This window comes from Citrobacter sp. BIDMC107 (assembly GCF_001037575.1).
GTDB lineage: Bacteria > Pseudomonadota > Gammaproteobacteria > Enterobacterales > Enterobacteriaceae > Citrobacter > Citrobacter freundii.
In genome coordinates, this window is sequence record NZ_KQ089850.1 from 163,074 (window position 1) to 184,947 (window position 21,874).

At 47.7% G+C, this 21,874-nt stretch carries 18 protein-coding genes and 3 pseudogenes; 11 read left to right on the plus strand and 10 right to left on the minus strand.

All coding sequences use genetic code 11. The annotated features are described in order from the left end of the window. Window positions 1-325 precede the first annotated feature (325 nt). The 3 genes from SK39_RS26590 to SK39_RS23790 all read right to left on the minus strand — a co-directional run bounded on the left by SK39_RS26590 (window position 326) and on the right by SK39_RS23790 (window position 2,509). A complete protein-coding gene (locus SK39_RS26590; protein WP_231593832.1) occupies window positions 326-493 on the minus strand; it encodes a hypothetical protein in 168 nt (55 codons plus the stop codon). A gap of 339 nt (window positions 494-832) precedes the next feature. Continuing rightward, window positions 833-1,855, minus strand: a complete 1,023-nt coding sequence (locus SK39_RS23785; protein WP_040113331.1) for an IS110-like element IS5708 family transposase — start codon at window positions 1,853-1,855, stop codon at window positions 833-835. Window positions 1,856-2,140: 285 nt separating this feature from the next. Next, window positions 2,141-2,509, minus strand: coding sequence for a hypothetical protein (locus SK39_RS23790; protein ID WP_032242306.1), 369 nt, complete (start codon window positions 2,507-2,509; stop codon window positions 2,141-2,143). A gap of 195 nt (window positions 2,510-2,704) precedes the next feature. Between SK39_RS23790 and SK39_RS23795 the strand changes: the two genes are divergently transcribed. Then, on the plus strand, window positions 2,705-3,727 hold the full coding sequence (locus tag SK39_RS23795) for an IS110 family RNA-guided transposase (RefSeq protein ID WP_009652586.1): 1,023 nt from the start codon (window positions 2,705-2,707) through the stop codon (window positions 3,725-3,727). 288 nt (window positions 3,728-4,015) lie between these two features. On the opposite strand, the pseudogene SK39_RS23800 reads toward SK39_RS23795, so the two are convergent. Continuing rightward, window positions 4,016-4,243 (minus strand): annotated as a pseudogene (locus SK39_RS23800) (DUF4158 domain-containing protein); the annotation flags it as partial. 296 nt (window positions 4,244-4,539) lie between these two features. Here SK39_RS23800 and SK39_RS23805 point away from each other — a divergent pair. The 3 genes and pseudogenes from SK39_RS23805 to SK39_RS27270 form a co-directional block, all read left to right on the plus strand. Continuing rightward, a complete protein-coding gene (locus SK39_RS23805; protein ID WP_000156887.1) occupies window positions 4,540-5,562 on the plus strand; it encodes an IS110 family RNA-guided transposase in 1,023 nt (340 codons plus the stop codon). A 552-nt stretch (window positions 5,563-6,114) separates the two neighbouring features. Further along, a complete protein-coding gene (locus SK39_RS23810; protein ID WP_048217578.1) occupies window positions 6,115-8,112 on the plus strand; it encodes a BCCT family transporter in 1,998 nt (665 codons plus the stop codon). 63 nt (window positions 8,113-8,175) lie between these two features. Beyond that, window positions 8,176-8,274 (plus strand): annotated as a pseudogene (locus SK39_RS27270) (DUF2254 family protein); the annotation flags it as partial. A gap of 42 nt (window positions 8,275-8,316) precedes the next feature. On the opposite strand, the gene SK39_RS23815 reads toward SK39_RS27270, so the two are convergent. Beyond that, window positions 8,317-9,021 (minus strand): IS6-like element IS26 family transposase, encoded by a 705-nt coding sequence (locus SK39_RS23815; RefSeq protein ID WP_001067855.1) that lies wholly within the window; start codon window positions 9,019-9,021, stop codon window positions 8,317-8,319. Between the two features lie 24 nt (window positions 9,022-9,045). Here SK39_RS23815 and SK39_RS23820 point away from each other — a divergent pair. Beyond that, window positions 9,046-9,531, plus strand: a pseudogene (locus SK39_RS23820) (IS1 family transposase); the annotation flags it as partial. A 489-nt stretch (window positions 9,532-10,020) separates the two neighbouring features. On the opposite strand, the gene SK39_RS23825 reads toward SK39_RS23820, so the two are convergent. Beyond that, window positions 10,021-11,346, minus strand: a complete 1,326-nt coding sequence (locus tag SK39_RS23825) for an alpha-amylase family glycosyl hydrolase (RefSeq protein WP_004098825.1) — start codon at window positions 11,344-11,346, stop codon at window positions 10,021-10,023. 293 nt (window positions 11,347-11,639) lie between these two features. Here SK39_RS23825 and malE point away from each other — a divergent pair, with 293 nt between their 5' ends. Further along, a complete protein-coding gene (malE, locus tag SK39_RS23830) occupies window positions 11,640-12,827 on the plus strand; it encodes a maltose/maltodextrin ABC transporter substrate-binding protein MalE (RefSeq protein ID WP_004098823.1) in 1,188 nt (395 codons plus the stop codon). 282 nt (window positions 12,828-13,109) lie between these two features. Here malE and SK39_RS23835 read toward each other — a convergent pair. Beyond that, window positions 13,110-13,807 (minus strand): IS1 family transposase gene (locus SK39_RS23835; RefSeq protein WP_223335778.1). Its coding sequence is split into 2 segments (ribosomal slippage): window positions 13,110-13,558 and window positions 13,558-13,807, totalling 699 coding nucleotides; the frame shifts between segments, so codons are not numbered across the junction. A 339-nt stretch (window positions 13,808-14,146) separates the two neighbouring features. Here SK39_RS23835 and SK39_RS23840 point away from each other — a divergent pair. Beyond that, complete coding sequence (locus SK39_RS23840) at window positions 14,147-14,647, plus strand: non-heme ferritin-like protein (RefSeq protein WP_001752509.1); 501 nt, start codon at window positions 14,147-14,149, stop codon at window positions 14,645-14,647. A gap of 316 nt (window positions 14,648-14,963) precedes the next feature. Here SK39_RS23840 and SK39_RS23845 read toward each other — a convergent pair whose 3' ends face one another. Then, complete coding sequence (locus SK39_RS23845) at window positions 14,964-15,944, minus strand: IS5-like element ISKpn26 family transposase (protein ID WP_000019450.1); 981 nt, start codon at window positions 15,942-15,944, stop codon at window positions 14,964-14,966. A 163-nt stretch (window positions 15,945-16,107) separates the two neighbouring features. On the opposite strand from SK39_RS23845, the gene SK39_RS27675 reads away from it, so the two are divergent. From SK39_RS27675 to SK39_RS23860, 3 genes are all read left to right on the plus strand, one after another. Next, window positions 16,108-16,233 carry a hypothetical protein gene (locus tag SK39_RS27675; protein WP_342633194.1) on the plus strand — a complete coding sequence of 42 codons (126 nt, stop codon included), beginning with the start codon at window positions 16,108-16,110 and terminating at the stop codon, window positions 16,231-16,233. Window positions 16,234-16,261: 28 nt separating this feature from the next. After that, window positions 16,262-16,959, plus strand: a protein-coding gene (locus SK39_RS23855; RefSeq protein ID WP_151884388.1) for an IS1 family transposase whose coding sequence is annotated in 2 segments (ribosomal slippage) — window positions 16,262-16,511 and window positions 16,511-16,959 — 699 coding nt in all. Because the reading frame shifts where the segments join, the coding sequence is not laid out codon by codon here. A 108-nt stretch (window positions 16,960-17,067) separates the two neighbouring features. Beyond that, entirely contained in the window at window positions 17,068-18,501 is a 1,434-nt protein-coding gene (locus SK39_RS23860) for a DNA cytosine methyltransferase (protein ID WP_001288432.1), read from the plus strand. A gap of 33 nt (window positions 18,502-18,534) precedes the next feature. On the opposite strand, the gene SK39_RS23865 is transcribed toward SK39_RS23860, so the two are convergent. Beyond that, entirely contained in the window at window positions 18,535-19,743 is a 1,209-nt protein-coding gene (locus SK39_RS23865) for a type II restriction endonuclease (RefSeq protein WP_001749969.1), read from the minus strand. A 245-nt stretch (window positions 19,744-19,988) separates the two neighbouring features. Between SK39_RS23865 and SK39_RS23870 the strand changes: the two genes are divergently transcribed. Further along, window positions 19,989-20,624, plus strand: a complete 636-nt coding sequence (locus SK39_RS23870; RefSeq protein WP_048217576.1) for a recombinase family protein — start codon at window positions 19,989-19,991, stop codon at window positions 20,622-20,624. Window positions 20,625-20,822: 198 nt separating this feature from the next. Here the strand turns inward: SK39_RS23870 and SK39_RS23875 are convergent, their stop codons facing one another. Then, a complete protein-coding gene (locus tag SK39_RS23875) occupies window positions 20,823-21,827 on the minus strand; it encodes an IS110-like element IS5075 family transposase (protein ID WP_000427614.1) in 1,005 nt (334 codons plus the stop codon). Window positions 21,828-21,874: the final 47 nt, after the last annotated feature.

Sequence of the window (21,874 nt, forward strand, 5' to 3'; positions counted from 1 at the left end):
TTCCTCCCAGCGTTGCAAGTAATAGGGTATTGATGCCAACTCCTGGCATCGGGTGAAAATGTTTGAAGTTATCGTGGGTTTTGCCCCCCAGAGGCGAGTGGCAAGAAAAAGCTCAAACCTTTCTACGCTTTAAATGGCGACATTTGTGTGATCTTGATCGCGGCAGCCGTCTCGGTGATTTTTAATCCTTTTTTGTTAATTCTTTGTTTTTAAAAAACTTAAAAACAGCATTGACCAACAAAAATGTAACTTATCGTTTTGATCTTGCGCAAGGGAAGATGCAACCCCTCGCTTTCGGGAGAGAGGTTGCATCCTTTGTATCTTGTCAGTTCTGGTGGCTATAGCGTTCGGCCATGGCATTGGCTGCGATCATTGCCTGATAGACATCATCGGCACTGACCGCCATAGGCATATTGCCCATGGTATCGCCTTCGGCGCAGGCGATTTCGGCAACTTTACGCCACTCCTCCTCACGGAATTGTTTCAGCCCCATATCTGCCAGAGTCAGCGGCAAACCCGCGGTTTTAATGATGCGGACAACATGGGGTCAGTTTGGATATAGAGAATTATTGTACTATAAGGGCTTCCCCGAACAGTCAACGCCGGTTTTTAATTTCTGTCTGTTCATCAATGAAAGGCAAGGGATAAGACTGCGCTACTATAAACGGTCATGCTGAATCGCTAGTGATTCGGACCCTGATGAAAGACGCTCGTGAGATCCTCCTTCGTTAATCGGATAGTGATATCCAGTAGGATATGCAGATACTTCTCACGGGGGTCTAACCCTTTACCATCAACAATTTACAGTTCAGTTACTACTCAGTTAAATTTTTCATGTTGTTGAATACAGTCTGAAGTCATCGCCGTAATGTAATGATGCCCAGCACAACCTCGCATTCTTGGCGGCGATTGCAACGACAGCACGCCAGTATCCCCGCCTACCAATCAACGAGCAGACCCAACGGCTAAACGGGTCCGTTCTATTCTCTGCCCCTACCATTACAGAACGGGCTCCCTGGACCAGTAGGGTTCGCAGATAGGCATCACCCGCTTTTGTTATCCTGCCAAGCTTTGATTTTCCGCCACTACTGTATTGTGATGGCGTTAGCCCCAACCAGGCTGCCAGTTGGCGCCCGTTCTTAAAATCATGGGCATTGCCAATACTGGCGACCAGCGCACTCGCTGTGGTGGGCCCAACACCTTTCAGTTCCATTAACTGCTGGCTGCGATGATCTGTTTTGGCCACACGAGATAATACCCTGTCATATTCGGCGATTTTCTCTTCAATATTAGTGACATGTGTCAATAGATCATCAATGTACAGCCTAACCTGTACTGGCAGAGTTTCCTTCTGGTCAGAAACAACATGACGCAGAGCATCAGTGCTTTGTGGGGCAATAACCCCGAATTCAGATATCAGGCCCCGAAGACGGTTATACGTTGCTGTTCTTTCCTGGATAAATCCCTGTCTTGTCCGATGTAAGCATTGCATTGCCTGCTGGCTTTCGTCTTTGACTGGTACAAAGCGCATATGCGGCCGCTGCACTGCCTCACAAATAGCTATTGCATCAGCTGCATCATTTTTCCCGGTCTTACCCGCCATGCGATAGGGTGAGACAAATTTCGGAGCCATCAACCGGACATCATGGCCATACTGCCTGAATAATCTTGCCCAATAGTGGGCACCCGAGCAGGCTTCCATTCCAATGACACAGGGAGGTAAACCTGCGATGAGTTCAGAAAGTGCTGCACGCGACACCTTGGGTTTAACCAGAACAGCTTTACCATTTTGGTCAATGCAGTGAACAGCAAACACATTTTTAGCAAGATCGATACCGACAGTGGTGATGGTCATAACGAATCCCTCTGGGTCAATGTTTATCCTATGATTGCACGAAAGTTAATCAGGCGCATATCCAGGGGAAGTCCCTTCCATTCGTTAAGCGTTTTAAGCTAACGGGTGATTTCGTTCCATTGAGCGCGAACCCCTGACCGTAAGGGATGTACGAAATGATCCGGCTGTCCGTTAATGGTTTTGCTTACTTGCGGACATGTTGTCTACATGCTGTACGTAATCGTTCGGTTTCGGACGTTTAAGTCACATGCACGTTAACTGTCGGTATTCATCGCCTCACTAGTACTACTCTGCTAGTTCATCATGTTCTTCGAGAGCATATTCAAAATCGGCAACAAGCAAGAAATTTTCTATCCTATAAGCCTGATTTAACTTAATTCGTTGGTATCTTTCGTTCAATAATCGCCATGCTGTTTTCCGTAGTACCATCGGTACGGATTCATCTTTTAAAGTACGCATGAGCACAGAACAGGTTGTCAGAAAAGCAGCGTCCTTACGTTTTCGGTAATACGCATCAGTCGAACAAACCGCAATGATCTCGATTGATTCAGGGTGATGACAGATAGCATTAACCGTAGTTTGTTCATGTATCTGTGCCTTGAGTTCAGCCTGAATTTTTGATTGATGATACATAGCCTTGAGATAGCTAAACATGATTTCCCCATCGAACAGTAAGTCGTGTCAATTCCTAGAGTTAACACATTTCTGATCATGACTCACACGTTACGTTCAGTCGGTAGCCATCTGTGCAAAAAATGCGCTTAGCGAATGGAAGGGACTTCCCCTGGATATGCACCTGATTAACTTTCGTGCAATCATGGGGTAAATATTGACCCAGAGAGATTCGTTATGACCATCACTACTGTCGGTATCGATCTTGCTAAAAATGTGTTTGCAGTTCACTGCGTTGACCAAAATGGTAAAGCAGTTCTGGTTAAACCCAAGGTGTCACGTGCAGCACTTCCTGAACTCATCGCAGGTTTACCTCCCTGTGTAATTGGAATGGAAGCCTGCTCGGGTGCCCACTATTGGGCAAGATTATTCAGGCAGTATGGCCATGATGTCCGGTTGATGGCCCCAAAATTTGTCTCACCCTATCGCATGGCGGGTAAGACCGGGAAAAATGATGCAGCTGATGCAATAGCTATTTGTGAGGCTGTGCAGCGGCCGCATATGCGCTTTGTACCCGTCAAAGACGAAAGTCAGCAGGCAATGCAGTGCTTGCATCGGACAAGGCAGGGATTTATCCAGGAAAGAACGGCAACGTATAACCGTCTTCGGGGTCTGGTATCCGAATTTGGGATTATCGCCCCACAAAGCACTGATGCTCTACGTCATATTGTTTCTGACCAGAGGGAAACTCTGCCAGTACAGGTCAGGCTTTGCATTGATGATCTATTGGCTCATATAACTAATATTGAAGAAAAAATCGCCGAATATGACAGGGTATTATCTCGTGTGGCCAAAACAGACCATCGCAGCCAGCAGTTAATGGAACTGAAAGGTATTGGCCCCACAACAGCGAGCGCACTGGTCGCCAGTATTGGCAACGCACATGATTTTAAAAACGGGCGCCAACTGGCAGCCTGGCTGGGGTTAACGCCATCGCAATACAGCAGTGGTGGAAAATCAAAGCTTGGCAGAATAACGAAAGCCGGTGATTCATATCTGAGAACGCTGCTGGTACAGGGAGCTCGTTCTGTGATGATAGGGGCAGAGAATAGAACGGACTCGTTTAGCCGTTGGGTCTGCTCGTTGATTGGCAGGCGGGGATACTGGCGTGCTGTCGTTGCAATCGCTGCCAAGAATGCGAGGTTGTGCTGGGCATCATTACATTACGGCGATGACTTCAAACTGTATTCGGCAACATGAAAAATTTAACTGTGTAGTAACTGAACTGCAACTCGTTGATGGTAAAGGGTTAGACCCCCGTGAGAAGTATCTGCATATCCTACTGGATATCCCTATCCGATTAGCGAAGGAGGATCTCACGAGCGTCTTTCATCAGGGTCCGAATCAATAGAGATTCAACGTGACCGTTTATAGTAGCGCAGTCTTATCCCTTGCCCTTCATTGATGAACAGACAGAAATTAAAAACCGGCGTTGACTGTTCGGGGAAGCCCTTATAGTAGGATAATTTCCTTTTTCCAAGCGGACCCCAGCAACGCATCAGAGGGTGGGATTTTTTTATCCGGGGCAAAGCCAACATTTTTCAGATAGCAAAGAAGGACGGCAAAACCAAAACGGCTGGCGGGTTTACGGTGAGCACTGATAATCGCCAGATCATGCTCACTGAAATAGGCCATTCGGGTCAGCGTTAACTCATCGTCCGGTAATGCCAGTAATGATTCTCTTTCCGACAGAGAAAGAATCTGCCTCCTTGCCATATAGTTTCCCTCATAAATTATTTGATGCGGAATTTTTAACAAAAATGGTTATCGCATAAGGGTGTACTCCCGCGCTATACAGCGTTTTCAGGGGATTTTGTCTTAATCGGATAACCTAAATGCGATACAGCAAGAGCGACAACCTAAAAGCGATAGCCACTGACGATAAATCAATCACTTACGTATCCGAATTGGTTAAATAATGTGCTTAACGAATGGAAGGGACTTCCCCTGATTATGCGCCTGATTAACTCTTGTGCAATCATGGGGTACACATCGTCCCGGAGGAATTCGTTATGACTATCACGACTGTCGGTATCGATCTTGCTAAAAATGTGTTTGCTGTTCACGGTGTTGATCAAAATGGTAGAACTGTTCTGGTTAAGCCTAAAGTATCGCGTGCTGCACTTCCTGAGTTAATTGCAAGTTTGCCTCCCTGTGTTATCGGGATGGAAGCATGCTCCGGGGCTCACTACTGGGCAAGATTGTTTCGGCAGTATGGTCATGAGCCACGTCTGATGGCTGCTAAGTTTGTATCGCCTTATCGTATGGCCGGAAAATCAGGAAAAAATGATGCAGCTGATGCTCAGGCTATCTGTGAAGCTGTTCGTCGTCCGCATATGCGGTTCGTACCAGTGAAAGACGAAAGCCAGCAGGCCATGCAGTGTTTACATCGTACCCGTCAGGGTTTTATCGAAGAGAAAACAGCAACGTATAATCGTCTGCGAGGATTGATATCTGAATTCGGTGTCATCGCGCCACAAAGTGCTGATGCCCTGCGCCACATGGTTTCTGTGCAGAAGAGCTCTTTACCGCTTCAGGTTCAGCAATGTGTTGATGATTTGATGGAACACGTTGATCGCATTGAAGCTAACATCACTGAATATGACCGAATTTTGTCCCACATAGCCAAAACAGATCATCGCAGTCAGCGGCTGATGGAGCTAAAGGGCGTTGGTCCCACAACGGCCTGTGCACTGGTCGCCAGTATCGGTAATGCACATGATTTTAAAAATGGACGTCAACTGGCAGCCTGGCTGGGGCTGACGCCATCACAATACAGCAGCGGGGGAAAGTCGAAACTCGGCAGGATCACAAAAGCCGGTGATTCGTATCTGCGAACGCTTCTGGTTCAGGGGGCTCGTTCAGTGCTTATTGGCGCCGGGAAAAGGACTGACTCATTCAGCCGTTGGGTTTGTATGTTGGTTGAGCGCAGAGGGTACTGGCGGGCTGTTGTGGCCATCGCCGCCAAAAATGCGCGGCTGTGTTGGGCATCACTACATTACGGTGATGATTTCCGGCTGTACTCAGTCAACTAAAGCTCGAAGCTGTATAACCATCTGACCTGCAATTCGTTGATGATAAAGGGTTAGACCCCGTGAGGCCTATCTGGCTATTGTACAGGATATACGTATCCGCTTAACGAACAAGAACCTCACGCGCGTCTTTCATCAGGGCCCGAATCGATGACGATTCATCATGGCCGTTTATAGTACCGCAGTCTCTCCCCTTTATTTTTACTGAAGAGCAGACAGAAACCATAAATACCGGCTTTGACATGCCGGGGAAGTCCTTATAGTACAAAAATTTCCGATCTCCAAACTGACCCCTTAAAGCCCGCTTTACGCAACATCAGACGTTAGTAAGTCATTCTCAATATTGCTCTAATCAAAGTGAATCCCCAGATCTGATGCAATTTATGCAAATCAAATGCTCCAGAAGACGGCTGGCAGACTATCAACAGGATATCTGTATGGCCACTCTTGCACTCTGCATTCCGATTGACGCCGCATCGTAAGTTGAAGTTTGCTAATCTTTGAGATGTAGTACCCTCTATACAGTGCGGATTTTAATTAATGGAATAAATGATTATGAGTGAAAATGATACAATCCAAAAGAAGTCTAAAAGCCAGATTAACAAAGCGGTATTCTTTACATCTGCTTTGTTAATTTTCCTTCTTGTCGCCTTTGCCGCTGTATTCCCGGATGTCGCCGACAAAAATTTTAAACTACTTCAGCAACAAATCTTCACGAATGCCAGCTGGTTCTACATCCTTGCAGTGGCCCTGATTCTACTGAGTGTCTCGTTCCTGGGACTCTCACGCTACGGTGATATCAAACTGGGTCCGGACCATGCGCAGCCTGATTTTAGCTATCACTCCTGGTTTGCGATGCTTTTCTCGGCAGGGATGGGGATCGGCCTGATGTTCTTTGGCGTTGCTGAACCTGTGATGCATTATCTTTCACCTCCTGTCGGCACTCCAGAGACCGTTGCGGCAGCGAAGGAAGCAATGCGCCTGACGTTCTTCCACTGGGGCCTGCACGCATGGGCAATCTATGCCATTGTGGCACTGATCCTGGCCTTTTTCAGTTACCGTCACGGTCTGCCTTTAACGCTGCGTTCCGCACTTTATCCCATTATTGGCGAGCGCATATACGGACCTGTAGGCCATGTGGTTGATATTTTCGCCGTTATTGGCACCGTCTTTGGCGTTGCGACATCGCTGGGGTACGGTGTTTTGCAGGTGAATGCTGGTTTGAATCATCTTTTCGGGGTGCCTATTAATGAAACGGTGCAGGTGATTCTAATCGTTGTCATCACTGGTTTAGCGACGATTTCGGTGGTGTCCGGCCTGGACAAGGGAATACGTATACTGTCTGAGCTCAACCTGGGCCTGGCAGTGCTGCTGCTGGCGCTGGTCCTGTGTCTGGGACCAACCGTGCTTCTGCTGAAGTCATTTGTGGAAAATACGGGCGGTTATCTTTCTGAACTGGTGAGTAAAACTTTTAACCTTTATGCGTATGAACCTAAGTCGAGCAACTGGCTGGGGGGCTGGACATTACTGTACTGGGGATGGTGGCTTTCATGGTCGCCGTTTGTGGGGATGTTCATCGCAAGAGTCTCGCGCGGTCGAACCATTCGCGAGTTTGTCACCGGCGTGCTGTTTGTTCCCGCCGGCTTCACGCTCATGTGGATGACGGTGTTTGGTAACAGCGCAATCTATCTCATTATGCACCAGGGGGCGGCTGATCTCGCCAATACCGTTCAGCAGGATGTCGCGCTGGCCCTGTTTAATTTCCTGGAGCATTTCCCGTTTTCTTCCGTGCTGTCATTTATTGCAATGGCGATGGTCATTGTCTTCTTTGTCACCTCGGCTGACTCCGGGGCAATGGTTGTTGATACGCTGGCATCGGGTGGCGTCGCTAACACGCCTGTATGGCAGCGAATTTTCTGGGCCTCGCTCATAGGGATTGTGGCAATCGCACTGCTGATTGCGGGGGGACTGAGCGCGCTGCAAACCGTGACAATAGCGAGCGCATTACCTTTCTCAGTGATTTTACTGATATCCATATACGGATTATTAAAAGCCCTGCGTCGGGATTTGACCAAGCGTGAAAGCCTGAGCATGGCGACTATTGCTCCGACTGCAGCGCGTAACCCGATTCCATGGCAGAGACGCTTGCGCAATATCGCTTATCTGCCAAAGCGCTCTCTTGTGAAACGCTTTATGGGCGACGTTATCCAGCCCGCCATGACGCTGGTTCAGGAAGAACTGAATAAACAGGGAACGATAAGCCATATAAGTGATACTGATGACGAACGAATTCGGCTTGAAGTCGATTTGGGCAATGAGCTGAACTTTATTTATGAAGTGAGACTTCGTGGCTATAACTCACCGGCTTTCGCCATGGCTGCAATGGACAATGACGAGCAGCAGGTTGAGCAACATCGATATTATCGCGCTGAGGTCTATCTGAAAGAAGGCGGTCAAAACTATGATGTGATGGGCTGGAATCAGGAACAGCTGATTAATGACATACTGGACCAGTACGAAAAACACCTGCACTTCCTGCACCTCGTTCGTTAATACAAAAATGCCGTCCTGCCGGGCGGCATTTATTTTCCCGAACTTAATACAAGGATATGCTGAATGATTTCACGCTGGCAATGGATTCTCAGGCAGACACTTAAAAAGCTATGGTTCAGGGCAACGTTATTTGCAATGGTAGCAATAATAACGGCACTGTTGCAAAGTTAGCGATGAGGCAGCCTTTTGTCTTATTCAAAGGCCTTACATTTCAAAAACTCTGCTTACCAGGCGCATTTCGCCCAGGGGATCACCATAATAAAATGCTGAGGCCTGGCCTTTGCGTAGTGCACGCATCACCTCAATACCTTTGATGGTGGCGTAAGCCGTCTTCATGGATTTAAATCCCAGCGTGGCGCCGATTATCCGTTTCAGTTTGCCATGATCGCATTCAATCACGTTGTTCCGGTACTTAATCTGTCGGTGTTCAACGTCAGACGGGCACCGGCCTTCGCGTTTGAGCAGAGCAAGCGCGCGACCATAGGCGGGCGCTTTATCCGTGTTGATGAATCGCGGGATCTGCCACTTCTTCACGTTGTTGAGGATTTTACCCAGAAACCGGTATGCAGCTTTGCTGTTACGACGGGAGGAGAGATAAAAATCGACAGTGCGGCCCCGGCTGTCGACGGCCCGGTACAGATACGCCCAGCGGCCATTGACCTTCACGTAGGTTTCATCCATGTGCCACGGGCAAAGATCGGAAGGGTTACGCCAGTACCAGCGCAGCCGTTTTTCCATTTCAGGCGCATAACGCTGAACCCAGCGGTAAATCGTGGAGTGATCGACATTCACTCCGCGTTCAGCCAGCATCTCCTGCAGCTCACGGTAACTGATGCCGTATTTGCAGTACCAGCGTACGGCCCACAGAATGATGTCACGCTGAAAATGCCGGCCTTTGAATGGGTTCATGTGCAGCCCCATCAGCAAAAGGGGATGATAAGTTTATCACCACCGACTATTTGCAACAGTGCCAAAAAACTCACGCCAAAGCGAATAACGTCTTCGCCCGTTGCTCATGCTGATGTGGCGCTTATCTGCGAACTTGATGAGCAATGGAGTTTCGTTGGCAGTAAAGCCCGGCAACACTGGCTCTGGTACGCGTATAACACCAAAACAGGGGGTGTACTGGCCTACACTTTTGGTCCCCGTACCGATGAAACCTGCCGGGAACTACTGGCACTGCTTACGCCATTCAACATCGGCATGATCACCAGCGACGACTGGGGCAGCTATGGCCGGGAGGTGCCGAAGGATAAGCATCTGACCGGAAAAATATTCACCCAACGGATTGAGCGCAATAACCTGACGCTGCGCACCCGCATTAAGCGCTTGGCTCGTAAAACAATCTGCTTCTCGCGTTCAGTAGAGATCCACGAAAAAGTCATCGGGACGTTTATTGAAAAACACATGTTCTACTAATTGGAAGCATCACCCGATTCTCTTTATGCACAGTACTGAGAGTGTCGATGATAACAGCCACAGACTGCATGCGCTTTGTTCGCTGAGATCCGACCAAGTCCGATAAGGATTATTCTTATATCATCTGACGCTGCAGACAACTGTGTAGTTGAACGCCTTTGTATTTCCTGTTTAGCCACAACGTTCAGGCGGACGCCCGGAAGCTACCTTAAGCTCGTAAATCAGGCTTTCAGGCCTGGCTAAACTGTGTATAGCTAATACACATTATGGCAATTAGAGTGCAGCCTTAACTCCTTTCAAAGGATCCCAGCAGGATCCTTTGGTTTTTCTCAGCCACAATCGCTCAACGTGAGTTTTCGTTCCACTAATCGTCGGCCCCCTATAAGGCTTCGCCCCCCATATCAAACCGGTAACTTTCAATCTTTCAAGACTATGTGTCAGATCCAGTCGCGACTAATACAATTTAAAACATAGTGATTATTTCTCTGACTATGCGTTTTTCGGGATGCTACTGAATATTTTATAACCCCAGGGTTGAAGAACCACCTGGCTGAGATTTTTAACATCTATTTCTTCTTTTGTGAACCAATCAATATAATATCCACTATATTCCTTCTCCTTGATTTTTATTGTCAATTTTTCTTTACTGAAGTTAATCATGGAAATAATGGCATGCCCATCTTTCTCTCTGGAGAAAGCAATAACTTTATCTTCATGATTATGGTTAATTCGTACCATCTCACCACCGTTATGAGCATTCCACAGGGCATGATTCACATGTTTAAGATGAAACAGGGTTTTGTATAATTCACCTATGTGGTGTTTCTGCCAGATTATTTCATCTTTTTCAAAAAATGGCAGAGAGCGCTTCAGTCCGGCTTCCTGCCCACCATAAATTAATGGCATACCTTTTACCATTACGGTCATAACAATCGCGGCTTCCAGACCCGAGCCAAAGTTATCAAATTGATTCCCTTCCCAGGCATTCTTATCATGATTTTCAATAAATGACATGCTTATTCCGTCAGCTGGAAATGCTTTTGTTTGGTGCGCCATCCATTCTATCAGCGGAGATAACTTTCCGGTATTAACCGCCAGTAGCATTTTGTCCCACAGGCTCCATGAATAGACCATGTCAAAGGATTTTTTCAGCAAATCCCGGGACTCCCATTCTGCCAGCATAAAAACGGGTTTTATCGCCTCAAGCTCTGCTCGGGCATTTTCCCAGAAATCAAGCGGGACAAAACCGGCGACATCACACCGGTATCCGTCGATATCAAATTCATCAACCCAGTATTTCAATGCTGCCGTCATGTACTGGCGTAATTCAGCATTGCCGTAATCAAACTCGATAATATCATCCCAGTCATACCAAGGTGTGGGCGTAAAATGACCTTTTCTGTCTTTTGAATACCATTCGGGATGAGTAATGGTCAATGTATTATCTCGAGAAGAATGGTTTGCCACCCAGTCGAGAATGACATACATCCCTTTGTCATGAATTTTTCTTACTAGCTGTTTGAGATCTTCATGAGTACCAAACTCCTCATTGACATCATAATAGTCGCGAACAGAATAACTACTCCCCAACGAGCCCTTACGAGCTTCGATCCCAACAGGGTGAATTGGCATCAGCCAAATAATATCAACACCAAGGGATTTAATCCTGTCAAGATGTTTTTCAAAGGAATTAAATGTCCCACCTTTAGTAAATTGCCTTATATTAACCTGGTAGATTGTGGCATTTTTCGACCATTCCGGATGCTTAACTTTTACATACTCATCAGGCTCATACTTGGATAATTTCTTTTCCATAACACACTCTTTTTTTAAAGTAATAATCAAAAGATATTATAAACCTCTCCTCTTTCAGTAAAATCCTCCTTTCGCTAGTATGTTGGGGATGAGTTAAATCTTATGACTTCACAATACAATGTGATAAAAGTCATGTTTCAGCCTTCTATTTTTGTGAGGTAACTCACATTATATAGATAAATTGAGATCATTATCACTGATTGTACATGGGGGGATGAGATCACAGGAGGAGTTAATCTGACGAATATTGATACAGGATCATACAAATTCAAATTAAATTGGAGGGAATCCCGATGAAAAAATCATTCATGCTTATTGCTGCCTGCGCTGCGTGGTACTCTGCAACCCCGTATGCGGCGATACAGGAAGGTAAACTGATCATTTGGGGAGGTAGTCTTGGTAATGGACGACAGGCTCTTGAGACTGTCGGAAAACGTTTTGAAGCCGATACCGGTATTCCTGTCACGGTGGAACAACCGAAAAATATAGAGGAAAGATTCCCCTTGGTGGCAAGCAGTGGTGGTGGTCCGGATATTGTTATATACGCGCATGACCGTTTTGGCGGGTATGCAAAGTCAGGTTTATTATACGAGGTTAATCCTTCCCCGGCATTCAAAGAGAAAATAGTCCCCTTTGCATGGGACGCCGTGAAGTATAACGGGAAGCTGATTGGTTATCCTATGAGTATAGAAGCGCTGACTCTGATCTGGAATAAAAAGCTGATTAAATCCCCACCTTCCACGTGGGAAGAAATCCCGGCAATGGATGATGAACTAAGAAAAAAGGGTAAAAAAGCAATTACATGGAATATTTCTGAGCCCTATTTTACATGGCCATTAATTGCCTCTGCGGGGGGGTACGTATTTAAAAAGACCGATAACGGTTACGATACAAGTCATGTGGGTATTGATAATGAAGGCGCAGTTAAAGGGCTGGAATTTATTGTGAATATGGTCAAAAGCGGACGTATTAGCCCAGATACGGATTATCCGCTAGCTGAAGCCAGCTTTAATAAAGGTGAAACAGCGATGATTATCAATGGCCCGTGGTCATGGGAAAATATTGGTACCAGCGGTATTGACTACGGTGTTACGGTACTGCCCACATTCCAGGGACAAAAGGCTAGACCATTTGTGGGGGTCGTCAGCATCGGCATTAATGCAGCCAGCCCTAATAAAGAACTGGCTGTGGAATTTATAGAAAATTATCTGATGACAGATGAAGGACTTACCACGCTGAATGATGCCGTTCCATTAGGTGCAGTTACACTGAAGAGCTACCAGAAAAAACTGGAAAAAGATCCGCGTATCCAGGCAACCATGCAGAGCGCAGAAAATGGCGAGATCATGCCAAACATTCCTGAGCTGAGTTCATTCTGGTATGCGGAGAAAACCGCTATAATCAACGCAATTAATCAGAAGCAATCTCCAGAAAGCGCTCTTAATACAGCAAAAGAAAGGGTCCTAACTACTCAGCCATAATACATCTAGTGAGTTTATTTTCAAGACAGCTTAATCGAAATCGATGCCATGAGTGTCATTCATGCCCGGTGGGGCAAGAGTTACTGTATAGGCCAGAGACAATGTCCTGAGGTGGCCTCCCCGGCTATAACACCGGGGAGTTCAGCTATTTCAGATCACGCAACAGTTGGCTGACTGACAGGAACCCCGTTTCAGAAAGTAATCGTGATACGCGTGACGGTAACATCAGTTTGCATTCCAGCCAGATCACCCGAAAGTGACTTTCTGGGTAATGACTCCAACTTAATGATAGTGTTTTATGTTCAGATAATGCCCGATGACCTTGTCATGCAGCTCCACCGATTTTGAGAACGACAGTGACTTCCGTCCCAGCCTTGCCAGATGTTGTCTCAGATTCAGGTTATGTCGCTCAATGCGCTGAGTGTAACGCTTGCTGATAACGTGCAGCTTTCCCTTCAGGCGGGATTCATACAGCGGCCAGCCATCCGTCATCCATACCACGACCTCAAAGGCCGACAGCAGGCTCAGAAGACGCTCCAGTGTGGCCAGAGTGCGTTCACCGAATACGTGCGCCACAACCGTCTTCCGGAGCCTGTCATACGCGTAAAACAGCCAGCGCTGGCGCGATTTAGCCCCGACGTATCCCCACTGTTCGTCCATTTCCGCGCAGACGATGACGTCACTGCCCGGCTGTATGCGCGAGGTTACCGACTGCGGCCTGAGTTTTTTAAATGGCGGAAAATCGTGTTGAGGCCAACGCCCATAATGCGGGCGGTTGCCCGGCATCCAACGCCATTCATGGCCATATCAATGATTTTCTGGTGCGTACCGGGTTGAGAAGCGGTGTAAGTGAACTGCAGTTGCCATGTTTTACGGCAGTGAGAGCAGAGATAGCGCTGATGTCCGGCGGTGCTTTTGCCGTTACGCACCACCCCGTCAGTAGCTGAACAGGAGGGACAGCTGATAGAAACAGAAGCCACTGGAGCACCTCAAAAACACCATCATACACTAAATCAGTAAGTTGGCAGCATCACCCAACAGTGCCCCTAATCGTGTTCAGCAGAATAGCCGGAGGAAGTTTCCTACTGTCGATAAGAAAGGATTGGCACAGGGAGTGTGAATATCGAAACACCATCACAGAATAATGCCAGATAGAAATGCGATAGTAGGGTTGGATATTTAAATAAGGAGCATCCCGACTTAAAATGAATATGACTGCGTAACCAGGCGCAATAAAAAAAGCGAAAGAATCGCTTTTATTCTGGTTGTTTTTTCGAAGAGTGACCGTTTTCTGAGATGACAAGAAATAAGGAAGTCCTATGATCGCTAGCGGAATAGTTCAAAAACTGAATGCGCAAATGAATCAGGAGTTTTATACCTCAAATTTGTATCTTCAGCTCAGCCAGAGGTGCAGCGAGAATAGCCTTAATGGCACCGCACTATTTTTGCGTCATCAGGCGCAAAATACGGTGACGCAAATGATGCGCATGTACGAATACATCAAACAGAGCGGCGCCACGCCGGTGTTACAGGAGCAACACGCCCGGTGCGGTGAATTTTCCACGCTGGAAGATCTGTTTGAGCAGACGGTAAGCGATTACCAGAAGCGCATTAATGCGCTGACCTCTTTGACGGAAGACGCCCAGGCAGCAAACGATAAGTCAGCGATTAACTTCCTGAAGCGATACAGAAAAGAGGAAATCGTGGACGGGACGCTGTTGCAAATCATTCTGGATGAAGTCCGCAGCGCTAAAAAAGCGGGCATCAACATGCAGCAAACCGACCACTATCTGGTTGGCGTGATCGATCGCTATCACTAAATCAATTTCGCAGTACGAGGAGGTTTTACGCCTCCTCAGAAAATCTGTTTTACATCAGAAACAGAGGTTTATGCCAGTGAACATTTGATACCCAACACGTCATAGTGATTTTTTAACTTAGCGTTTTTATATCGTGCCAAAAATGTCTCTGCTTGTGTCTTTATATTAAGGAAGGTGCGAATAAGCAGGTCATTTCTTCCCAAGCTGACTCGCTGATTAAAATTTCGCGGATCTGGGCCGATTTTTTTCCCGCAAACACATCGAATCAGCCTATTTAGGCTATTTTTTCCACCATTTCTGGCGTTATTTCCGGTTTTTACTGAGATCTCTCCCACTGACGTATCATTTGGTCCACCCGAAACAGGTTGGCCAGGGTGAATAACATCGCCAGTTGGTTATCGTTTTTCAGCAGCCCCTTGTATCTGGCTTTCACGAAGCCGAACTGCCGCTTGATGATGCGAAACGGGTGCTCCACCCTGGCACGGATGCTGGCTTTCATGTATTCGATGTTGATGGCCGTTTTGTTCTTGCGCGGATGCTGCTTCAAGGTTTTTACCCTGCCGGGACGCTCGGCGATCAGCCAGTCCACATCCACCTCGGCCAGCTCCTCGCGCTGTGGCGCTCCTTGGTAGCCGGCATCGGCTGAGACAAATTGCTCCTCTCCATGAAGCAGATTACCCAGCTGATTGAGGTCATGCTCGTTGGCCGCGGTGGTGACCAGGCTGTGGGTCAGGCCACTCTTGGCATCGACACCAATGTGGGCCTTCATGCCAAAGTGCCACTGATTGCCTTTCTTGGTCTGATGCATCTCCGGATCGCGTTGCTGCTCTTTGTTCTTGGTAGAGCTGGGTGCCTCAATGATGGTGGCATCCACCAAAGTGCCTTGGGTCATCATGACGCCTGCTTCGGCCAGCCAGCGATTGATGGTCTTGAACAATTGACGGGCCAGTTGATGCTGCTCGAGCAGGTGGCGGAAATTCATGATGGTGGTGCGATCCGGCAGGGCGCTATCCAGGGATAATCGGGCAAACAGGCGCATGGAGGCGATTTCGTACAGGGCATCTTCCATGGCACCGTCGCTCAGGTTGTACCAATGCTGCATGCAGTGAATACGCAGCATGGTCTCCAGCGGATAGGGCCGTCGGCCATTGCCCGCCTTGGGATAAAACGGCTCGATGACAGCGGTCATATTCTGCCATGGCAGAATCTGCTCCATGCGGGAGAGGAAAATCTCTTTTCGGGTCTGACGGCGCTTAGTGCTGAATTCACTATCGGCGAAGGTGAGTTGATGGCTCATGATGTCCCTCTGGGATGCGCTCCGGATGAATATGATGATCTCATATCAGGAACTTGTTCGCACCTTCCCTAACGAATACTCAGGGCATGCAGATAAACTGCTGGCTATATTTCTTTCGAAGAGCGTGGAATGCATACCAATCCCCGATAAAAAGGAGTTGGTGATGACTGTGACTAATCAATTTGCTGCACACGTTGGTCTGGACTGGGCTGATAAAAAACACGATGTCTGTGTTCAGTTTAAAAACGGTGAACGCGTATTCGGTGATGCTGCCAACTTACTGATTTAGTGTATGATGGTGTTTTTGAGGTGCTCCAGTGGCTTCTGTTTCTATCAGCTGTCCCTCCTGTTCAGCTACTGACGGGGTGGTGCGTAACGGCAAAAGCACTGCCGGACATCAGCGCTATCTCTGCTCTCACTGCCGTAAAACATGGCAACTGCAGTTCACTTACACCGCTTCTCAACCCGGTACGCACCAGAAAATCATTGATATGGCCATGAATGGCGTTGGATGCCGGGCAACCGCCCGCATTATGGGCGTTGGCCTCAACACGATTTTCCGCCATTTAAAAAACTCAGGCCGCAGTCGGTAACCTCGCGCATACAGCCGGGCAGTGACGTCATCGTCTGCGCGGAAATGGACGAACAGTGGGGATACGTCGGGGCTAAATCGCGCCAGCGCTGGCTGTTTTACGCGTATGACAGGCTCCGGAAGACGGTTGTGGCGCACGTATTCGGTGAACGCACTCTGGCCACACTGGAGCGTCTTCTGAGCCTGCTGTCGGCCTTTGAGGTCGTGGTATGGATGACGGATGGCTGGCCGCTGTATGAATCCCGCCTGAAGGGAAAGCTGCACGTTATCAGCAAGCGTTACACTCAGCGCATTGAGCGGCATAACCTGAATCTGAGGCAGCACCTGGCAAGGCTGGGACGGAAGTCGCTGTCGTTCTCAAAATCGGTGGAGCTGCATGACAAAGTCATCGGGCATTATCTGAACATAAAACACTATCAATAAGTTGGAGTCATTACCTAACAATAAACCTGTTTAAATATCCAGATAAAAACATTCAATCTGGGTCAAATGAGTGATACAGTTTCACCCATAAGACCCAATGGAGGCAATATGTCTGAATTTGAATTACTGGCGCAGGATCTGCTTGAGAAAGCAGAAGCGGAAGAACAACTGCGACAGGAAAATGATAAAAAGCTGCTCGGGCAGGTGCTGGAAATCTATGACCAGAAGTACGTGGCTGAACTGCTTAGAAAAGTTGGTAAAAATGAGTGGAGTCGCGAGACTCTTAATCGCTGGATTAATGGTAAGTGCTCACCTAAGACGCTGACGTTAGCCGAAGAGGAACTTCTACGAAAAATGCTTCCGGAAGCGCCTGCACATCACCCTGACTATGCCTTCCGGTTTATTGACCTGTTTGCTGGGATTGGAGGTATACGGAAGGGCTTCGAAACCATCGGTGGCCAGTGCGTTTTTACCAGTGAATGGAATAAAGAGGCTGTGCGCACATATAAAGCTAACTGGTTTAACGATGCTCAGGAACACACTTTCAATCTCGATATTCGGGAAGTCACGCTCAGTGATAAACCTGAAGTACCTGAAAACGATGCCTATGCTTACATTAATGAGCATGTGCCGGATCATGATGTACTTCTGGCAGGTTTCCCCTGTCAACCGTTCAGCCTTGCGGGCGTAAGCAAGAAAAACTCGCTCGGGCGCGCGCATGGTTTCGAATGTGAGGCTCAGGGAACGCTTTTCTTCGATGTGGCGCGTATTATCCGCGCAAAAAAACCTGCCATCTTTGTTCTTGAAAACGTTAAAAACCTGAAGAGCCATGACAAGGGTAAAACCTTTAAAGTCATCATGGATACCCTCGACGAACTGGGCTATGAAGTTGCGGATGCAGCTGAGATGGGCAAAAACGATCCTAAAGTTATCGACGGAAAGCACTTTTTACCTCAGCACCGAGAACGTATCGTTTTGGTCGGTTTCCGTCGTGATCTGAACATTCACCAGGGCTTTACCCTGCGCGATATTAGTCGTTTTTATCCGGAACAGCGTCCGTCATTTGGCGAACTGCTGGAACCCGTGGTTGACAGCAAATATATACTGACGCCGAAACTCTGGGAGTATCTCTATAACTACGCCAAAAAGCACGCAGCTAAGGGTAACGGATTCGGTTTTGGCCTCGTTAATCCTGAAAATAAAGAAAGCATTGCCCGTACGCTTTCTGCTCGCTATCACAAAGACGGGTCTGAAATTCTGATAGACCGTGGCTGGGATATGGCCACAGGTGAAACAGACTTCGCGAACGAAGAAAATCAGGCGCATCGGCCCCGCAGGCTGACTCCACGAGAGTGCGCGCGCCTTATGGGTTTTGAAAAAGTAGATGGCAGGCCTTTTCGCATTCCTGTGTCAGACACTCAGTCGTACAGGCAGTTCGGTAACTCCGTAGTGGTGCCCGTGTTTGAAGCCGTAGCCAAACTGCTTGAACCTTATATCCTGAAAGCGGTTAATGCCGATTCGTGCAAGGTTGAACGAATCTGATCGCTCCTCCCGGTATTTATGCCGGGAGATAATCTATGGAATATCTGCGTAAAGCCCTGTCAGCTCAGCAATAAACGCACCTAGCGTCATTAGCTCAGCTCTCACCGCCTCCGGGTATTTTTTGTGCAGAGATGATGGCACGACCAGTCTGACACCCGACTCCCGCATCTCCCGATATTGAGCCAGAGAAACTCCCTCTTGGAGTGTAAACAGATGCACCTGATGAATTTTATCGGCCTCATTCAGTATCTGACGCCAGCGATCCTTACAGGTAGTCTTGACTGCCAGCATGCGCAGATTTTCTACGGGAAACTCAGTGTCGTGGTAAGCCCCTGCGGAAGGGAAAAGGAAATCGGGTTTTTTATTACCTTCTGTGATGGCCTGCGTCGCAAAGTGTCGCAGGCCGTGCTCAATGAATAGATGCTCCAGGTGCAGTTCCAGCGACTTCCCGGCTCTGGATTTACGGCGATTGCTGACAGAATTGGCCAGCGCAATAAATTCATCCACAGAGCCAAATCCTTTCCGGATGATATCCAGAACATGCAGTTCCTCAACCAATAGAAATATGTCGTACTCCACGCGCCGGCGGTCAAGAAGTTGCTCATCCGGATCAAGGGAATTTTTCACATAATGGCTGGCTGCATACTGAATAATTTCACTTCCCGACGGAAAGCGCAGGTGCCAGTCTTCAGGTAGAATATATTTATGATTTACTGGCGCTTGCTGTAGAGATAGTCCGCCTAGAATCTGTCCTGCGGGGCCGGATATAAGCGCTCCGGGTATAACTTCACCAATAGCGGTCTCAATGACGTCCTCTTCATCAGTGCTGGCGCATACCCAAATATTTACTTCCTTACAGTCCCCCCCTTGCTCATCAAGCTTGAAAGCCAGGAGCGTCAGAGCCCCTGTATTTTCAGGATCCTGAAGTGGGCTGCCTCTACCCCAGCGGGTAATCCTTTTTTCATTCCGGGTTTTACCAAAATGACGGCTGTTATAATAAATTGCCCGGGCTTCGCTGTCAGGGCAATCATGCGATGACACATGTGCGGTGAGAAAAACCGAAGGGTTCAGTTCACGGGTATGGTTGATAGACGGAAAGAGTTTTTCAACGATACCTGAAGGGATATAAAGCCCTACCTGGTGACCACCTGTTGCGCCGGTATCGTTGGCGGAAAGGCGTTTGATGTAGACGAAGTAATTCTCACATGCGATCTCAAGTAGCCAGTTGTGGAAAACCGACATAAGCATCCCCTGTTACCCTGAAACTCTACTCACCATTTTTTCATGATTATATACAAACAGCCAGAAAGGCTGTTACAGGCGATTTGATCTGCAACCTATTGGTTAAATTAATGTATCAAAAACGATGGTTTTTGTGACAGTCTTGAAAAGTCCTGACTTCTCCCGAAAAATGACTCCCCTCATGTAACAAAACTCGTTACTATATCAACATAACAATAACCCCATAACTAATTAGCGTGAAAAGAATGAAAATCGGCTATGCACGTAAATCTACGCATCTTCAGGATGTGGCGCACCAGGTTGACGAACTAACAAAAGCTGGATGTGAGCAAATCTATCAGGATCAGACCTCACGTAGCGGCCCCAAGCGCGACAAAAAAGGTGCGCCGGAACTGGAGAACTGCCTGAAAGCATTGCGCGAGGGAGATACCCTAGTAGTTTGGGCACTAGATCGGCTCGGCGGTTCATTGGGTCAAGTCATTACTTTACTCGACGACCTGAAGAAACGCGGAATAACTTTCATAGCCATCAAGGACAGAATAGACACAAATGCGCCAGTTATAGGGGAAATCTATACGCATCTGATGGCGATATTCTCTAGCTTTGAACGCAACCGCAATATTGAAAGAACGCGCTCAGGCCTTGCAGCTGCACGCGCAAGGGGCCGTGTGGGAGGGAGAAAACCGTCACTTTCTGAAGAAGATGTTAAACAAATTAGAATCTTACTTGCTGATCCTGAAATGACAGTTGGTGCAGTTGCTAAGCGCTTCAACGTTTCTCGCATGACTATTTATCGCTACACGGGGTCGTCTCAGAAAACGGAATCTATGGTCACTCCCGTTTTTGCAACACCGATTTTGACGACAAGTTGGCTTGCTTGAATCTATCCGGCGTCTGAATGGGATTTTATTCCCGCGCCTCGATGAGTTCCGCGCCTGATGAACCTCCAGAAAATATACGGCTTCAATGAGCCTTTCCGTTTTACAGGTTCCTCAACAGGCCGGTGGGCCGTTAGTATCATCAATATCAGTATTCGCAAAACCAGATGAATGATTGTTTAAACTGGTGTATTTCTGCCTTTATGCTTCGTAAGTTTGCTGTCGCGCCGTCAGTGCCCAGGCTATTCTGGCCAGCTTGTTTGCCAGAGCACAGGTGACGACAAAGTTGCTTTTCCGACACAACAACTCCCTGACCCAGTCGGCCAACTTGCCAGACTGGTGTTCCAGTTTTTGTATGAATACCCTGGCACACTGAACCAACAAAGTTCGGATCTTTTTGTTGCCCCGCTTGCTAATCCCTAACAATGTCGTCCGACCTCCCGTGCTGTACTGTCGGGGTACCAGCCCTGTTGCCGCCGCAAAGTCACGGCTGCTGGCGTACTGCTTCCCGTCGCCAATCTCAGTTGAAATAGTACTGGCAGTCAGCGTTCCAACGCAGGGAATACTCAGCAAGCGCTGTCCAACCTCATCTTCGTCCAACTTTCGTTTCAACTGAGATTCCAGATCTTTAATCTGCTCAACAAGATAGTGATAATGCTGTTGTAATTTCAGCAGTAACTGGCTGAGATAAAGAGGCAAACTACTGTCCTCAAGAAGGGTACTCAGTCGACTAATAACGGCAGCACCTCGCGGAACGCTGATACCAAATTCCAGCAGAAAAGCATGCATCTGATTAGTTGTTTTCACCTTATCCTGAACCAGGGATTCACGGACACGATGCAGAGCTCGCATTGCCTGCTGAGATTCGGTTCTGGGCTGCACGAAACGCATAGATGGACGTGATGCTGCTTCACAGATAGCTTCAGCATCAACGAAGTCATTTTTGTTGCTTTTAACGAATGGGCGGACAAATTGCGGTGATATCAGCTTTGGAAAATGCCCTAACTCTGCCAGCTTGCGTGCCATAAAGTGAGAACCGCCACAGGCTTCCATCGCGATGGTTGTTGCCGGGCATGTCGCCAGAAATTCGATTAGCTTTGGTCGGGTGAATTTTTTACGGTAAACGGCCTTCCCACGATGATCCTGACAATGAATATGGAAAGAGTTCTTACCCAGATCGATACCAATAAGCGCAATGTTTTCCATGATGGTTCTCCGAATGAAAGCCTGTCCTCAGCATAGTACTGGGAAGG

What these genes read in the sequence shown, in the direction of transcription:
- SK39_RS26590 (WP_231593832.1), bottom strand. Translation starts at nt 493, where the DNA reads ATGGGGCTGAAACAATTCCGTGAGGAGGAGTGGCGTAAAGTTGCCGAA.
- SK39_RS23785 (WP_040113331.1), bottom strand. Translation starts at nt 1,855, where the DNA reads ATGACCATCACCACTGTCGGTATCGATCTTGCTAAAAATGTGTTTGCT.
- SK39_RS23790 (WP_032242306.1), bottom strand. Translation starts at nt 2,509, where the DNA reads ATGTTTAGCTATCTCAAGGCTATGTATCATCAATCAAAAATTCAGGCT.
- SK39_RS23795 (WP_009652586.1), top strand. Translation starts at nt 2,705, where the DNA reads ATGACCATCACTACTGTCGGTATCGATCTTGCTAAAAATGTGTTTGCA.
- SK39_RS23805 (WP_000156887.1), top strand. Translation starts at nt 4,540, where the DNA reads ATGACTATCACGACTGTCGGTATCGATCTTGCTAAAAATGTGTTTGCT.
- SK39_RS23810 (WP_048217578.1), top strand. Translation starts at nt 6,115, where the DNA reads ATGAGTGAAAATGATACAATCCAAAAGAAGTCTAAAAGCCAGATTAAC.
- SK39_RS23815 (WP_001067855.1), bottom strand. Translation starts at nt 9,021, where the DNA reads ATGAACCCATTCAAAGGCCGGCATTTTCAGCGTGACATCATTCTGTGG.
- SK39_RS23825 (WP_004098825.1), bottom strand. Translation starts at nt 11,346, where the DNA reads ATGGAAAAGAAATTATCCAAGTATGAGCCTGATGAGTATGTAAAAGTT.
- malE (WP_004098823.1), top strand. Translation starts at nt 11,640, where the DNA reads ATGAAAAAATCATTCATGCTTATTGCTGCCTGCGCTGCGTGGTACTCT.
- SK39_RS23840 (WP_001752509.1), top strand. Translation starts at nt 14,147, where the DNA reads ATGATCGCTAGCGGAATAGTTCAAAAACTGAATGCGCAAATGAATCAG.
- SK39_RS23845 (WP_000019450.1), bottom strand. Translation starts at nt 15,944, where the DNA reads ATGAGCCATCAACTCACCTTCGCCGATAGTGAATTCAGCACTAAGCGC.
- SK39_RS27675 (WP_342633194.1), top strand. Translation starts at nt 16,108, where the DNA reads ATGACTGTGACTAATCAATTTGCTGCACACGTTGGTCTGGACTGGGCT.
- SK39_RS23860 (WP_001288432.1), top strand. Translation starts at nt 17,068, where the DNA reads ATGTCTGAATTTGAATTACTGGCGCAGGATCTGCTTGAGAAAGCAGAA.
- SK39_RS23865 (WP_001749969.1), bottom strand. Translation starts at nt 19,743, where the DNA reads ATGTCGGTTTTCCACAACTGGCTACTTGAGATCGCATGTGAGAATTAC.
- SK39_RS23870 (WP_048217576.1), top strand. Translation starts at nt 19,989, where the DNA reads ATGAAAATCGGCTATGCACGTAAATCTACGCATCTTCAGGATGTGGCG.
- SK39_RS23875 (WP_000427614.1), bottom strand. Translation starts at nt 21,827, where the DNA reads ATGGAAAACATTGCGCTTATTGGTATCGATCTGGGTAAGAACTCTTTC.